The sequence below is a fragment of the Pseudonocardia xishanensis genome (assembly GCF_039541715.1).
Lineage (GTDB): Bacteria > Actinomycetota > Actinomycetes > Mycobacteriales > Pseudonocardiaceae > Pseudonocardia > Pseudonocardia xishanensis.
Genome location: NZ_BAABGT010000047.1, coordinates 1 through 14,920, shown reverse-complemented (window position 1 = coordinate 14,920; position 14,920 = coordinate 1). Strand labels below are relative to the sequence as shown.

Annotated in this window: 15 protein-coding genes; 6 read left to right on the top strand and 9 right to left on the bottom strand. The window is 71.2% G+C overall.

The annotated features are described in order from the left end of the window. Positions 1-32: 32 nt before the first annotated feature. Entirely contained in the window at positions 33-584 is a 552-nt protein-coding gene (locus tag ABD993_RS18590; RefSeq protein ID WP_345419716.1) for a hypothetical protein, read from the bottom strand. A gap of 792 nt (positions 585-1,376) precedes the next feature. Here ABD993_RS18590 and ABD993_RS18585 point away from each other — a divergent pair. The 3 genes from ABD993_RS18585 to ABD993_RS18575 all read left to right on the top strand — a co-directional run bounded on the left by ABD993_RS18585 (position 1,377) and on the right by ABD993_RS18575 (position 3,039). Beyond that, the gene (locus tag ABD993_RS18585; protein WP_345419713.1) at positions 1,377-1,715 is read left to right on the top strand and encodes a hypothetical protein; all 339 of its coding nucleotides are present in this window, start codon (positions 1,377-1,379) and stop codon (positions 1,713-1,715) included. A 313-nt stretch (positions 1,716-2,028) separates the two neighbouring features. Then, the gene (locus tag ABD993_RS18580; protein ID WP_345419710.1) at positions 2,029-2,526 is read left to right on the top strand and encodes a hypothetical protein; all 498 of its coding nucleotides are present in this window, start codon (positions 2,029-2,031) and stop codon (positions 2,524-2,526) included. A 234-nt stretch (positions 2,527-2,760) separates the two neighbouring features. Beyond that, complete coding sequence (locus ABD993_RS18575; protein ID WP_345419707.1) at positions 2,761-3,039, top strand: hypothetical protein; 279 nt, start codon at positions 2,761-2,763, stop codon at positions 3,037-3,039. Between the two features lie 571 nt (positions 3,040-3,610). On the opposite strand, the gene ABD993_RS18570 is transcribed toward ABD993_RS18575, so the two are convergent. The 8 genes from ABD993_RS18570 to ABD993_RS18535 form a co-directional block, all read right to left on the bottom strand. Continuing rightward, the gene (locus tag ABD993_RS18570) at positions 3,611-4,654 is read right to left on the bottom strand and encodes an HTTM domain-containing protein (protein WP_345419704.1); all 1,044 of its coding nucleotides are present in this window, start codon (positions 4,652-4,654) and stop codon (positions 3,611-3,613) included. Then, positions 4,651-5,274 carry a hypothetical protein gene (locus ABD993_RS18565; protein ID WP_345419701.1) on the bottom strand — a complete coding sequence of 208 codons (624 nt, stop codon included), beginning with the start codon at positions 5,272-5,274 and terminating at the stop codon, positions 4,651-4,653. Before ABD993_RS18565 ends, ABD993_RS18570 begins: the two co-directional genes overlap by 4 nt. 44 nt (positions 5,275-5,318) lie before the next feature. Further along, the gene (locus tag ABD993_RS18560; protein WP_345419698.1) at positions 5,319-7,679 is read right to left on the bottom strand and encodes a DUF6777 domain-containing protein; all 2,361 of its coding nucleotides are present in this window, start codon (positions 7,677-7,679) and stop codon (positions 5,319-5,321) included. A 534-nt stretch (positions 7,680-8,213) separates the two neighbouring features. Beyond that, on the bottom strand, positions 8,214-9,638 hold the full coding sequence (locus ABD993_RS18555; RefSeq protein ID WP_345419695.1) for a phytoene desaturase family protein: 1,425 nt from the start codon (positions 9,636-9,638) through the stop codon (positions 8,214-8,216). A gap of 20 nt (positions 9,639-9,658) precedes the next feature. Then, positions 9,659-10,213: an SDR family oxidoreductase gene (locus tag ABD993_RS18550; RefSeq protein ID WP_345419692.1), complete on the bottom strand. Its 555-nt coding sequence runs from the start codon at positions 10,211-10,213 to the stop codon at positions 9,659-9,661. Between the two features lie 258 nt (positions 10,214-10,471). After that, positions 10,472-10,654, bottom strand: coding sequence for a hypothetical protein (locus ABD993_RS18545; protein ID WP_345419689.1), 183 nt, complete (start codon positions 10,652-10,654; stop codon positions 10,472-10,474). Between the two features lie 3 nt (positions 10,655-10,657). Next, complete coding sequence (locus ABD993_RS18540; protein ID WP_345419686.1) at positions 10,658-10,813, bottom strand: hypothetical protein; 156 nt, start codon at positions 10,811-10,813, stop codon at positions 10,658-10,660. A 617-nt stretch (positions 10,814-11,430) separates the two neighbouring features. Continuing rightward, entirely contained in the window at positions 11,431-11,775 is a 345-nt protein-coding gene (locus ABD993_RS18535) for a hypothetical protein (protein WP_345419683.1), read from the bottom strand. 1,229 nt (positions 11,776-13,004) lie between these two features. On the opposite strand from ABD993_RS18535, the gene ABD993_RS18530 reads away from it, so the two are divergent. The 3 genes from ABD993_RS18530 to ABD993_RS18520 all read left to right on the top strand — a co-directional run bounded on the left by ABD993_RS18530 (position 13,005) and on the right by ABD993_RS18520 (position 14,737). After that, positions 13,005-13,157 (top strand): hypothetical protein, encoded by a 153-nt coding sequence (locus tag ABD993_RS18530; RefSeq protein ID WP_345419681.1) that lies wholly within the window; start codon positions 13,005-13,007, stop codon positions 13,155-13,157. A gap of 123 nt (positions 13,158-13,280) precedes the next feature. Further along, entirely contained in the window at positions 13,281-13,727 is a 447-nt protein-coding gene (locus ABD993_RS18525) for a hypothetical protein (protein ID WP_345419678.1), read from the top strand. A 74-nt stretch (positions 13,728-13,801) separates the two neighbouring features. Further along, entirely contained in the window at positions 13,802-14,737 is a 936-nt protein-coding gene (locus tag ABD993_RS18520; protein WP_345419676.1) for a DUF4192 domain-containing protein, read from the top strand. The last annotated feature ends 183 nt before the right edge of the window (positions 14,738-14,920 follow it).

Genomic DNA, 14,920 nt, shown 5'->3' with positions numbered 1-14,920 from the left:
GCGGCGCGGTCCTCAAAGCCATAGTCACCTGGTTACAGGCTTTGGGAGACATGCCCTAGGCGGCCCTCCAGCCGGGCGAGGTGAGCGAGTTCTGCGGTGGTGTCCATCCGCTCCAAGCTCGACGTCACCGGGCAGACGCCGTCGTCGAGGTCGCCGTCCTCTCGGTGGCGGCAGCTCCACTCATCGAGCTGGGCGGCACGAGCCAGCGCCTCCGCCGCCGGATCGCCCCCAACGAGCAGCGCCCGTACCGCGGCGGCCGCGGCCGCCGACTCGGGCTGGGCGCGGCTCGCGGCCCACTCGGTCCGGACGGTCTCGTCCCCGAACTCGGTTTCCAGGTCGCCCCAGGTGGTGCCGGCGGCGAGCTCGAGGGTGATCGCGCGGTGAAGGACCTCGCGGGCGAGGGCCATCAACTGCAGCGCATCGCCGACGATGACGCCCGGCATCGTCGTCGCCGTGCCGGGCACCATCCCGCGAGCGAAGTCCGACGCGAGCCGTGCGGCGGCGGCCAACGCGAGACAGGTCTGCGATCGGTCGGTCAGAGGCGCCATGCACGACGAGTCCGTTGTCTGCATGAGCCCGACCATGACCCCTCAGACGTCGGATCGGCCGTCGCCCAGCGATCTGTGGACAACTCCGCGACCTCGCTCCACATCCCGGGCCCCTGTGCTCACGGGACAGGCGCGGCATCCGATCGCGGACGCCGACAGCGGGACCCTCCCGCGCCTCGTACACGGGCCGGGCAAGGCCCTCCGCTGCGCTACGGCCGCTGCGCGATCGCCTCCGGCGAGCCCTGCCCCGTCCCGCACGGCGCGGGGAACGACCGTACCGCCGGCGACCACCGATCGACGCCGAACCTCGCCGGCCCGCCCAGAACCCTGGGAGCGGGCTGGTCGACGCCCCCTCGGCCAGCGCCGCCTATCTGACCCAGTGCCTGCTTCCGCTGCAGGGCCGCCTCTCGACGGCGGAGGTAAGACGGTCCTGCTGATCAGCCCTCATTCAATCGCGGTGGGCCGTCTCGCGCTGCCCTGTGCGCCCGCTGCGGTCTGTGGACCCGGCCGCGGTGTGCCTCGTCGGTGAAGACGGCCCTGGGTCGGCCGCTCCGGTCCAGCTGGCATACCGGGTGTGGGTTGTCGCGGCCCAGTCGATCCCCACGAAGTACAAGTGTCGTGCCGGCCGTCTCACGACGGTCGACCCGGGCCGCCACTCGACCGTTCCCACCACAGAGGCCTCATGACCTCCGCGATCACGGGCGTGGAGCAGTGATACGACCGGGGCCTCGGCTGCTACGGGCGGCGGTACCGCGGAGTGCCCCGTCTCCGGTGCCGCCGCGACGCCAGTTCGACGACGTTGTCGTGTTGATCCCCGACCGTTGCGCGGTGGTCGAGTTCTTGTCGTCGCCAGGCCATGAGGAGCAGCGAGAGGAGTCCTCCCGCGCGGTCGTCCGTAGGTGGGACGCCGTGGGGGGCGGTACGGGAGATGGCGTCGATCAGCAGGTCGTCGGCGGCGACCTCCTCGTCGACGATCTCGGACTGCCGGTGTTCGACGCCGGTCATGGAGAGATCCTCTTCGTCCTCGACAGAGCGGAGCAGTCCATCCGGACCGCGGGAATCGCCGCGACGATGGCCGTCGGCGGGGTGAACAGGGCTGTTGGACAGGTCGACAGCCGTCAGGGATCGGAGAACTCGTCCCGCGGGGACACGGCGGGCAACCCGTGAGGGTCTCGGGCGACGGACAGTGGATCGCGCTGCGGTCAGCTCCGAAGCACGACGCAGATGCACGCAAAGGCCGTTCGGCGGTCACCGGCGCAGGTTCCGGACCGGTAGCGTCCACCGACTGGTTATCAGTCATCACGTGCTGCTTGACAGAGCATAGACTGACCCTTGCCGTTGCCCGTGTCAAGCAGCAGTGAGCCCATTGACGAACGCGACCAGCGCCCACGCCGCGGTGACGGGCCGCGGAGCCTGACCCAGGACCGCGACGCAGGCCGGCGGGCTGCGCGCACGTGCACAGAATGAACGAGGCTGATCCGTGACCGAACCGCAAGGACCCGGCTACCCCGCGCCGACCCTGCAGCAGCTCCTCCGTGCCCGCATGGAAGAGCATGGTTGGTCCTACACCGACCTCGAACGCCGATCCGACCGGGCGCTCAGCCGGGGCCGATGGCAGCAGCTGGGCGCAGGAGCGTCTCAGCGCAGGTTTCCGGACCCGGCCTCACTGGTCGTCATCGCGCAGGTCCTGGAGGTCGACGTCACGACGGTCGTCCTCGCCGCGGCACGCAGCGTGGGCCTGGACGCGCGGACCCGGGACTCCGAACTGTCTCGCCTCCTCCCCGCCGGCACCGAACAGCTCTCCGACCGGACCCGCGACGCCATTCTGGCGACGATTCGCGCGGCCGTCGCCGACGCGGCCGAGCGGAGCCCGGCCCCGCAGCACGATCACCTACGCGGCCTCGCGCTCGAGTGGCCCAAAGCCGCAGCGCCCTCACGCCAGGGCCCGGACGGCCCAGCCCAGCACGAACGGGCTTGATCAACCGTCACCGACAGTTGCCGCCGATCGGCATCGTTGATCTGAACAGGTGCAACTGCCGTGCTCGAGGCAACGCCGACGCCCCTGCGCGCGATAGTGAAAGTAGCGATGCGGTCATTTTGCCCTCCTTGGGTTGACGCCGACAGAGCTGACGATCCGTCCAGAACCCGCGGAGCAGCCAGCGTTCCACGCGAGCGGGGAAGAGGGTGGCGGGTGCAGGTTCGCCGACACCGCATGGCTGCGGACACAACGATGGCGGACGACGCCCGGGCCGTCACCTACGCCCTGCGGGTCCGCTTGCTCGGCCTGCTGCACGTCATGGAGATCCCGATGCGGGATGCAGTGGCCCGGCTCGACACCCGCGGTCCCCAGCCGGTGCTCTACATCGACATGCACAGCCCCCCGGAGGATCAGATGTGGGCGATGCAGGACGTGCTCAGGATCCTGCACAACGGTCCGGATGCCGGTCGACATGCGATACCGACACCCAACCTGCACCTGATCCACGGCTGAGGTATCCCGCCGAGGACAGGGCCGGACCGCAGGGCCGTTCGCCGTCGCGAGTCGGTGTTCCTCTCGCCGGGGTTCCACCGCTGCCCCTTGTGTTCGCAGTTCGCGACCCCGGAGGCGGCAGCCGGAGACGTTGACGGCCGGAACCGTGCCCAGGACACCGACACCGGGCCCTGCGCGCGTCCGACTCTCGTCGGGCTGTGGACGGGATGGTTCGAGCTCAAGCGCTCCGGCGTCCTGGCTGCTCCGCGCCTGGTCCGCGACTACCTCCGGATCTGCGGTCCGAGGTCGGGCGGCAGCACATGAGTCCGCCGCGACGCCGTGACGACGCCCGTGAGCGGGTCCGGACTGGCCGAGGCCATTCGCCGCGCCCCTCGCATCGCAGCCGGAATCGAGGCGCTCTACACCGACCGTCCAGCGCTGGTGGTGCGGCGCGACGATGCGACCCTCACCGGTGGGTGCCGACCCGATGCGGGTTCCCGCCTCGACGATGAGCAGCGACCGAGCATCGCCTCGCAGGCGTGTCCCGTTGTCAGAGACCGAACGACCCCGGCGGGGCCGCGGGGCCAGGCCGTCATCGCCGGCCTGTGTGCACCCGCTTCGACGGCCGACGTACCCGGTGCGGTCGCCTGTGTGGATCCGGCCGGGAGTTGGCCGCCGGCACGCCGCTCGGCGACTCCGGTGGCGGAGCGACCGGCGGTCGTCGCCGAGCCTTCCAGCGGCCGAGCCGTTGGCGCGCGGAGCGGACGAGGCGGCATGCGCTCTCCGGCGGGAGAAATGTCAGATAAGTGGTGAGCATCAACAGGGTGAAGAACCCGACCATGATCGAGAAGTCGATGGACAGGTGGAGCAGTACCCCGAGGGCGAGGATCCAGGGACGCAGAGTGCGGTTCCACACGAAGATGGCGAGTGCCAGCTCGAGGCCCAAGGTGCCGAAGGTCATGATCTCGACCAGGACGACGGACTCGGTGAGGAAGCTCGGTGTGGGGAACCGTAGTATGTCGGCCACGCGGAGTGCGTAGGAGACCGCGGTTCCGTTGCGCCACAGGTCGCCCTGCAGCTTGCCCCACACCGTGCTGAGGTAGATGACGCTGAGCTGGATCTGCATCAGCCGGAGGGCCCAGGGCGCCCGTAAGGGGAACTCCCAGAACCGATCGCGGGCGCGGCGCCACCGATCCACCGACAGGGCCGCACCGGCGGGCGCGAAGATGAAATAGAACGCAAGATTGCGAAGTAGGACGTCCCCGGCGTTGAGGATCATCGGATTGCGGCGTTCGAACGAGAGCACTCCGACCAACAGCAGCACCGTCGCCAGCCTGGTCCGAAACCCGATCATGACGCCGACCGCGCCGAACAGCGTCACCACCCAGAGCCCGATGACCACGGGGGCGCTGGTGGAGATGCTCAGCAGTGTCCAGGCCCCGACGCCTGGCACCGGCACTACCGGGAACACGCCGTCCGGTCCGTAGAACGTCAGCAGGTTCACCGCCTGCGACAACGTCCACAGAGTCGCCACGAACCCGAACACGATCCGGACGACCGCGATGGTGGAGGTCGGTTCGGGGCGGAACCAGAACGTGGTCCATCCCCGCCGTATCCCGCCGAATGCCGCCCTCATCGGTCGAGCACCGGCACGGTGTAGAAGGGCTGCTCGACGTAGGGCAGTGCGTCAGCCCACGGACCAGGTGGTGGGTTGTTCGACACCCGCCGTAGGAGGGTCACCCGGACGGGCTTGCCCCCCGCCTGCCGGTCCTGTTCGACGAGCCACTCGGCGTAGGGCCTCCAGAGCGGGCGGCCCTCGGTCGGGCTGGCCAGAGACTCTCCGTACTTCTGCCACCGGTAGCCCCAGTACTCCGACAGCCCGATGCCGGTCGGGACCGGACGAAGCTCCACCGACCCGTCGGCCCGCTCGATGCGAGCCAGGACGAAGACCGACTGCTGGCGCGGATTCGGCGAGAAGATCGACCAGCCCTGGTCGAGTCCGGTCAGATTCAGGTACGGCTGGGCCGCGACGATCAGGCCCGCCTTGATCACCGAGGTCGGCATGTTCTGTACGAAGATCGCGGAGAGGGAGGCGACGAGAAACACCGTGACAACAATTCGGCGGACCGAGCCTTCGTGGCGGCGCTCGTGCGCTGCCGGCGCGTCGGGTTGCCTGGCCTCCGTCGAATCCACGCTCACGTCCACCTTCCATTCGTCTCGACGCCGATGGGCGTACGTCACGGCGACCAGCTCCAACCCCTCGATCGAGAGGTTGGAGCCACCCGGTTCACGGCGGTGCCTTAGGGCACCGAGAGCTCCGGCTCGGTCGGCACCGGGGCGTCGGCCGTGCTCGGCGCAGTCGACTCATCCGTAGTCGGGACGATCGGCTCGTCCACGACCGGCCCCGTCGACTCGTTGGAGCCCGAGGCACTCGACTCATCCGTGCCCGACGCGGCCGGCTCGTCGGAGCTCGGCGCAATCGACTCATCCGTAGTCGGGACGATCGGCTCGTCCACCGCCGGTCCCGTCGACTCGTCGGAGCTCGGCGCAGTCGGCACGTCCGTGCTCGGGACCACCGGCTCATCCGTGCTCGGCGCAGTCGGCACGTCCGTGCCCGGCGCAGTCGGCCCGTCCGTGCCCGGCGCAGTCGGCCCGTCCGTGCCCGGCGCAGTCGGCCCGTCCGTGCTCGGCGCAGTCGGCACGTCCGTGCTCGGGACGACCGGCTCGTCCGTGCTCGGCGCAGTCGGCACGTCCGTGCTCGGCACGATCGGTTCATCCGCGTCCGGCGCAGTCACTCCTCCTTCCAACGACGGCGTTGTGCGCTGACTCGCTCCAGGAGCCAGAAGGATCGGATCCGGAGTGGGGGTCTGGTCCCCGTAATCGATGGTGTTCGCACCCGTACCGGCCACGATGGTGTCGAAGCCTGCACTACCGGTGAGGATGTTGTCGCCGTTGCCGGCGGTCAGGACGTCGTCGCCCTCGGAGCCGGTGATGGTGTTGTTACCGCCGCCAGCGGCCAGGATGTCGGCCCCCGGCCCGCCGGTGATGGTGTTGTTGCCCTCCCCGCCGTCGATGCTGTCGGCGTACATCGTTCCGGTGATGGTGTCGTTGCCCTCCCCGCCCGTGATCGTCTTACCGAAGGTCGCATTGGTGCAGTCGATGGTGTCGTTACCGGACGTACCGGTCACCGTCGTCGCATCCTGGGTCACACCGTCGCTCACGACACAAGCGATGTAGGGCGGATCTGGGTCGGTCGTGCCGGTTGTCCCAGTCGTCCCGTCGGTGGTCCCGTCAGTCGTTCCGGTGGTCCCGTCGGTTGTGCCGGCAGTCGTGCCGGTTGTCCCCGCTGTCGTACCGGTCGTGGTGCCGGCCGTTGTGCCGTCGGTCGTACCGGTGGTGGTCCCGTCGGTTGTGCCTGCAGTCGTGCCGTTAGTCGTTCCGGTGGTCCCGTCGGTTGTGCCGGCAGTCGTGCCGGTCGTCCCAGCTGTCGTACCGGCTGTTGTGCCGTCGGTCGTGCCGGCTGTCGTACCGGTCGTGGTGCCGGCCGTTGTGCCGGCTGTCGTACCGGTAGTGGTGCCGGCCGTTGTGCCGTCGGTCGTACCGGCGGTCGTCCCGGCCGTGGTGCCAGCAGTGGTGCCAGCAGTGGTGCCAGCCGTTGTGCCGTCGGTCGTGCCGGCTGTCGTCCCGGCCGTCGTCCCGGCCGTCGTACCGGCGGTCGTCCCGGCCGTGGTGCCAGCCGTTGTGCCGTCGGTCGTGCCGGCTGTCGTCCCGGCCGTCGTACCGGCGGTCGTCCCGGCCGTGGTGCCAGCAGTGGTGCCAGCCGTTGTGCCGTCGGTCGTGCCGGCCGTCGTACCGACCGTGGTGCCCGCCGTCGTCCCGGACGTTGTACCGGCCGTGGTGCCGTCGGTAGTACCGGTCGTGGTGCCGGCGGGTGCGTCGGTGTCCTTGTCGCCGTGAGTACCCAGCGGTCGCGTGAACGTCCCGCTCGAGGTCTCCAGGACGAAGCCCTCGACCGGGGCCGCCGCAGGGGTGATGACGCTGACCTGGTCCTCGGAGAGGCCCTCCCACGTCGGGCCCGTATAGGTGGCCGGTTCGTCGGAGCCCTCGTCGAGGGGGTTCCCGCAGTAGCAGCGGACCTGGGGCACGCCGAGCTCGTCGACGAGCACCGCAGTGCCCATCTGTAGCACAGCCGGGAACGCGGTGGCGCGACCGTCGGCGAATCCGTGGTTCGTCACGGACGTGTCGGCGCGCAGCGTGACCGGCGTCAGTCCCTTGACGTAGTCCCCGATCGACTCGGGCGCGATCCCTTCAGAGACGGCGAAGGCGGTGGCGCGGTCGGGATTCTCTTGCAGGAAACCGACCATCGCCGCGCTGTCGCAGGCGTTCTGGAGGGTGCCGCCGTAGAGGCCGGGAGTGTCCCCCGAGACCACACCACCGGCGCGGAGCGGCGTCACCTCGGCGGGCGAACCGGCAGCCGAGGGCGTGAAGGGATCCAGTCCGGCCGCGGTGGCCGGTTCGGCTCGCACCTCGACGGCCGGGAGCGCGGTCTTCGGCGTCTGGGATTCGACGGCCATGGCTGTACCGGCGGCACCACCACAGATCAGGCCCGCTGCCGTCAGGCCGGCGAGCAGTGGTCTCAACTTCACATCGGAGTCCTTCATCGCTGACCAGGTCAGCGCGCGATCTCGCACGTGTCTTGCATGACTTGACAGAGTGCAGTCTGCGACTAACAGTGGGTGGCGTCAAGTCGAGCTATCACTTTTGACAAGCAGCGGTTGCCAACTTCCTGCACCGTCCGACCTGCCAGGCCGGCGTGATCGGGGGGCGTCGGCGCCGACGCGGCGTTGATGCTCCTATAGTCGTCAAGCGGCCTGACCGTCAGTGACCTCGGGTCGGGAACCTGCGTTGCTGGACGCCGGACCCCAGCTGTTGCCAGCGGCCGCGAGTCAGCGCCTGCCCAGCACGACGCGCCAGGTCGGGCTACGACCTGGAGTGGGGAGTGCTGTCGCGCAACGACTTCGACACCACCAGCAGGGCTCGGGCGGTGGTGATCGACTGGTGCTACGGCTTCTACGACCACCGGCGACGACACAGCGCCGCCGCCGGGCTCACCGATCAACGACGAGAACACCGCCCTCCCCGGAGAAGCGGCATAAAGAACCCTCCACGATCTTGGGGGAACCACAGGGGGAGGTTCAGTACGGCGCGGCGATGCCCAGGTGGGCGAGCGCCCGGCGGGCGGCGTAGGCGCCACACATGCCGTGCGCCCCCGGCCCGGGCGGGGTGGCCGCCGAGCACAGGAAGTGCCCGGGGACCCCGGTGTCGTACGGGCGCAGCGTGGGCCGCGGCCCGAAGACCAGTCGTGGGACGTCCTTGGCGCCGGTCAGGATGTTGCCGCCCACGAAGTTCGGGTTGGCCGCGAAGGCGGCCGGGTCGGTAACGAGCGTGCCGACGACGCGGTCGCGGAAGCCGGGCGCGAAGCGCTCGATCTGCCCGGTGATCACGTCGGTGGCGTCTCCGGGGTAGCCGTGTGGGACGTGGGCGTAGGCGTAGACGGGGTGCACGTCCCCCACCGAACGCCCCGGGTCGGCCAGGTACTGCTGGCCCACCAGGACGAACGGTCGCTGGGGCATCCGCCCGGCGTGCACCTCGCGCTCGGCCAGGGCGTTCTCCGCCGCCGACCCGACGACGTGCACGGTGCCCGCCCGGCGGGCGGGCTCCGCCGCCCAGGGGACGCCGCCGTGCACCGCGAAGTCCACCTTGTACGCGGCGGGCCCGTAGCGGAAGCGCCGGTAGGCCCACGCGACCCTCCCGGGCAGCCGGTCCCCCAGCAGCGACGGCAGCTGGTCCGGGCCGACGTCCCAGACCGTGACGTCCGACGGCGGGAGCTCCGCCGCCGACCGGACCAAGACGCCGGTCTCGATCTTCGCGCCGTGCTCGGCCAGGACAGCGGCCAGGGCGTCCGCGATCGCCTGCGACCCGCCCTCCGCGACACCCCAGCCGTGTCGGTGCCCGGCGGTCAGGATGCCCATCCCGATCGCCGAGGACAGCGGTCGGTTCAGTGGGCGGAAGGCGTGCGCGGCCGTCCCCAGGAACAACGCCCGCCCGCGCTCCGTGCGGAAGGCCCTTGCCAGGACGTCCGCCGGGAGCACGGCCGGGGCGCCGAAGCGCGCAAGCAGCAGCGGGTGGCGGGGCACGCCGAGCAGCGGCCCGAGGACGTCCTCGGCGAGCGCGTCGTAGTGCCGGGACGGGCTCCCGAACAGTGCCCGCCACAGCCTGCCGTCCGCGCCGAGACCGGCCGCTGTGTCCTCGACGGACCGGTACAGCACCCCGGCCTCGCCGTCGTCGAGCGGGTGGGCGCAGTCGACCTCGGGCAGCCGCCAGCGGAGCCCGTACCGGTCGAGGCCGAGCTCGCGCAGCACCGTGGAGCCGACCGCCATCGGATGGACGGCCGAGCAGTGGTCGATCACCAGTCCGGGGACGATGCCCTCGACCGTGCGGGTCCCCCCGCCGATCTCCGGGCCCGCCTCGAGCACGGTGACCTCGACCCCGGCCCGCGCGAGTACAGCCGCGGCGACGAGCCCGTTCGGGCCCGCCCCGACGACGGTCGCGGTGCTCATGCGTCCTCCCGTACCCGTGCTCAGTCGACAGACAACAGGGCGGAGTCCCCGCCGTCCAGGTTGTACTCCGACCCGGGGATGCACGCGGCCTCGTCCGACGCCAGGAAGTTCAGCAGGTTCACGACGTCCGCGCCGTCGGCCAGCCTGCCCAACGGCGACAGGGCCGGGCCGAGCGCATCCACGGTCTGGGCTCCGTTGTCCGCCATGGCCGTCTTCATGTAGGTCGGTGCACCGAGTTCACCCGCACGTGCGGCGGCGGCGCACTCGGGCGCGCCGCGGTCCATCGCCAGCAGCGGCTCGGGCCGCCCGACGCCGGCGTTCGAGACCTGACGTGGAGCCCGCCGTGCCGCTCGACGGTCTGCGCCACCAGTGCCTTGATCTGCTCCTCCTCGCGGACGTCCGCAGGCCAAGGCGGTGGCGCCGGGGATCGCGGCGACCTTCTCCGCCGCCGGGAGATCGATGTCGGAGACGACGACGGTCGCCCCCTCGCCGCCCAGCCGCTCCGCGGTCACCCGGCCCAGGCCCTTGCCTGCGCCGGTGACGATCGCGACCTCATGGTCCAGCGCGGTGCTCATGGGGTCGGCCACCTCTCTCGTGCTTGGTCTGGGTCCGCGGCTGGCGTGACCCCGGCCGCGAGTTCGCGGCGCCGTAGAGCTGCTACGGCCAGGAGTGCTACGGCGAGGGTTGCTGCGGAGGGCATGAGCGCTCGCGCTGTACGGGAATCGGTGTGCCGGCGGACCGGGCAAGAGCCGCGACCCGGACGTGCTGGTCGAAGTCGCAGCGGAACTGCTCGGAGATGTCTTTGACCCTCCCCGGCAGGGCGGGGATCGAGGTCAAAGCCGCGGTGGGAGCGGTATGTCGTGGGACAGATCGTCGAGGAGATCCTCGGCATCGCGTTCCTCGACCTGGGCCGGGATGGAAAGAAGTTCCGCCTGGTCGAAGAAGGCGAGTAGCAGAAGATCCCGTACAGCGTCGATGCCGTGCTCGGCCTCGACCCACCGGATCACCGCGCGCACGGCCTACGCCACCTCGGCGATCTGCTCGGGACTCTCGGCAGGGCGCAGCGCGGCGCGCACCGCATCGATGGCCGCCTGCTGAGGTACCTGGTCGAGAGGACCGTCGAGCTGTTCGGACTCGCTGCCTGACGAGCTGTCCGGATCGCCGAGATCAGTCATGGTGCGCATCCTGCCCCACCACCGGCGCCGCGGATGCGTGCATCGGCCCGCTGCCGTGCGCCCCGGGGGTGCTCGGGCAGCGGTGGCCGCAAGAGCAGCGGCCCGCGGCGTGGGACTCGCACTCTGGCGTCCCGCGCTCGTGCCCGCCGATGAACCCCGCCGGCCCGGCACGGGCGAACCCGCCCCGACGACCAACCCCGCGAGGCCTCCGCACAACCCCGGGGCGCAGTGGCGGGTCCACGCCGCCCAGGCCAGCGCGAACTCCCGCCGTCCACCGGGCGACGGGGCGCCCCGGCGAGTGCGTCCCACCCGGGACGCACTCCACGACCCTTGTAAGTCGCGGGACCGACTCGCCTTCATGGAGGTCGCCGTGAGCACAACCGAATCCACCAGCACTGAGCAGCCCACTGCCGCGACAGCCCCGGACACCGTCGATGCCGACGCGACCAGCGCCGACACCGCGAACGAGTCCGTCGCAGCCGCTGCAGCCGAGGACCTCGGCACGCTGATGTGGGCGGACCCGGCCGAGCTGGTGGTCGGGATCAACACCCGCAGCGAGGTGCGGCTGAGCCCGCACTTCGTCGCGGACATCCGCGACCGAGGGGTGCGCGAGCCCATCACCGTGCGCCGACGCGACGACGGGGGCCTCGTGGTGCGCAAGGGCGATCTCCGAGTTCGACGACGGCACCGCCGAGGGCATCGAGGCGGTCAAGGCGCTGACGGTGTGCGCGGCCCGCGAGCCGCAGCGGTTCGCCCACGCCGCCCAGCGCGCCCGCAACGACCACGAGGACCGGCAGCTGCTCACCGACGCCGCTACGCAAGCCCGCGAGCAGGGCTTGACCGTGCTGCGCACCGATGAGGGCGAGGCCGACACCGACGTGCACCGGTCGGCTCAACCGCTGACCGAGCTGCGGCCGCGCATTGAGGACCCGCAGTACACCCGGCTGAGCGCGGAGGCTCACCAGGACTGCCCGGGTCACGCAATCGCACTCGCAGTACAGCGGCACTGGTCGAGCAACGAGCCGACGGTTGAGACCATCGCCTATTGCCTGGACCCCGAGACCCACGGCCACGGTCCGTACTACGACCGGCGTCCGAGCACCACCGATGCGGCCGCGACGGAGACGGACGAGGAGATCGCCGCGCAGAAGGAGGCCGCGCGGGTCGAACGCAGACGCGTGGTCCAAGGCAACAAGGCCTGGGACGCCGCGGGACCGGTACGACGTGAGTTCGTCAAGTCACTGCTCGCGCGCAAGTCCGCACCGAACAACGCCGCGCTCTTCGTCGCCACAGCCATGGCACCGGCGGACACGAGCTGCGCAAGGCCTTCGAGGGCGGCAACCGGCTCACCTGCGAGCTACTCGGTGTCGAGGTACCGAGCGGCTGGTACGCGGGCAAGCCCAGCCCGCTGCTCGAGCTGCCGGACGGCGCGAAGGCGGGCAAGGCCACCCAGGTCATGCTCGCGGTCGCACTCGCCGCCGAGGAGGCCAGCCTGCACCGCAGCAGCTGGCGCGAGGGTCACGCACGGCGCGGCTCACGCGCCGCCACTACCTGAGCGCGCTGAAGCTCTGGGGCTACACCCCGACCCACGTCGAGGAACTCGTCATCGACCCGGACACCGAGACCCCGCAAGGCACACCCGCGCAAGACGACGTCGACGAGGAATCCCCGAACACCGAGGACGTCGATGACACCGAGGAGCCGCAGCCCGCCGATCAACCGGCCGTACAAGCGTCCATCTGATCACGCGACAGGGCCGGGACTGGAAGTCCCGGCCCCGTCATGCCCGGCGGGCGTGCAAGGGCCATCTCACTCTCGCCGCGGCCGGCCTCGCTGGGTGATCGCCGCGGCGGGCGAGTGTCCGGTTGCGGTTGTGGTTGCGAGGTCGTGAGCGCCTGGGTGGGGCGGCGGGGATGGTGGCCACGTCGCGCCCGACACGCCTCCTGGTGGTCGGTGCGACTGGACCGCCCGAAGGTCAGCACAGACGGCCGGGGCGAGCGGTCAGACGAACCCGACCGACCCATCCCGGTGAGACCACGCGCCGATGGGGATGTCGGCCGCCGGTCGGGGTGAGGCGGTCACACACGGCATGGGCCAGCCGGAACCGCCCTGCCCGTCCCCTGGCGGGGACCCCGGCCGCCCGCGCTGAGGCAAGCCGCGTTCCAGCCGCACCGACCACCAGGAGGCCCTGATGTTCCGCACCGCGACCGCCACCCCCACCACAGCGACCCGTCGGTGGGGCCACAACCCCGACAGCGCGTGGCGCGAGTTCGGTGACCGCGACGCGAACCAGGACCGCATCGCCCCCGACCTGACCGGGGCTCTCAACGAGCCCGGCTTCTGATCCCGCCCCGTGAGGCGGGCCCCGACCGGGGCCCGCCTCTCGTCTCGAAGGGAGGCACCGGACATGCTCGACCCGACAGGCAAGATCAACAGCTTCGACCGCTTCGACTAACTGCGTAGCTACGTGCTGCCCGACACGGTCGAGACCGACATCCCGCGCGACCGCGGCCGCCCAGGCGGCTACGGCGCGCACGAGTACGCCCGCGGCCTGCTCGTCGAGACCGCGCAGCGACTGCAGGCGCGCCCGGAGCGGCTGCGCTACTCCGACCACGAGTGGTCCTCCACCGACCGCTGGGACATCTGCCGCGACCCCCGCGGCTGCACCGCCGGGCCGATCAACCTCTGCGTGGTGACGCTGGACCTCGCGGTCCCCCTCGCGAGGATCCGCGTCGCGGTCAGGTGGTTCCGATCCGCCCGTGACCACCATCAGGGCTGGCGCCTGCAGATCGACGGCCGACCGGTCCCCGACGAGGACCGCATCTACTCACCCAGCCCGCGCTACACCGCATCGCTCGTGGCGTGGCACCTCCACGCCGCCGAGCAGGCCCGTCTCCGCGGACCCCGCGACTGACCCACGCCCACTTCCCCGGGGCCCGCACCCCTCCCCCACCGCTGCCCTGTCCATTCGCTGCGAGGAGTTCCGTCATGTCCGAGACGACCACCCGGCCCGCTGCCGGATACGGCCACTGCACCGGCTGCGACCAACTCAAGTCCCTCGACCACCGCGGGCATCCGTACCCGCACAACCGCTTCACCGCCGAGGCCACGTCCCTGCGGACCCGGCGCTGCACCGGCGAGCACACCCGCCCGGAACGGAGCCTGACCATGACCAACCCGTATCAGTCCGCCCGCCCGCCCGCTCCCGGGCAGCCCGTGCGTCTGACCAGCGGCGACGGCATCATCGCCTCGATCCCGACGCTGGTCGGGTTCACCCGCACCGAGTCGCTGGTGATCATCACCCTGGCCGGGCGCCGGGTGGGGCTCACCCTGCGAGTCGACCTCCCGCCCACCGGGGCGCAGACCACCGGCCTGGCCACGCACGCCGCCCGCGTGATCGACCAGCACCAGCGCGACGACCGGCTCACCGCGGTGCTGGTGATCATCGGCGCCACTGTGCGCGACGACCTGGTCGACGCCGTCACCGAGCACCTGTCCACGGTCGGGGTCGGAGTCCAGCAGGCCGTGCACACCCCCGCGATCGCGGCGGGTATGCCGTGGAAGTGCTTGTGCGACTGCGGCAACGCGGGAATCCTCGACGACCCGGCGATCTCGGTCGTGGCCGTCACCGCGGCCGCGCCCACCGGCCGGGTCGGCTACCGCTCCCGCGCCGAGCTGGCCGCGGAGCTCGACAGCCGCATCGACACCGCCACCGCACGGCGTCGCGCCGAGCAGATCAGCGCGCTCGACGGCGACAGCGCCCCGGTGCAGGCCGCGATCCTGAAGTTCGGGTCGCGGGTGCTGTCCGGGCGGCTCGACGAGGTCGACGAGGACATCATCGTCGGATCGGTGCCGCGCTGCTCGCCCCCGCCCGCCGCGATGCGCTGGTCGCGTGGACGGCCGAGATCACCGAGCGCGGTGTGATGCGGGGGGTGTCTCTATGGGGTTGTCAAGCGGCTGCGGCCGCCGGAGGAGGCGTGGAGATGCTCGGCTGGGCGTTGGGGCGGCGGTCGTCGAGCACCACCGCGCAGTAGACCTCGCCCTCCCGCGTCGGGTGCTCGGTGATGTCGGTGACCCACAGCCGGTTCGGGCTTCGGCGGGCGAAGC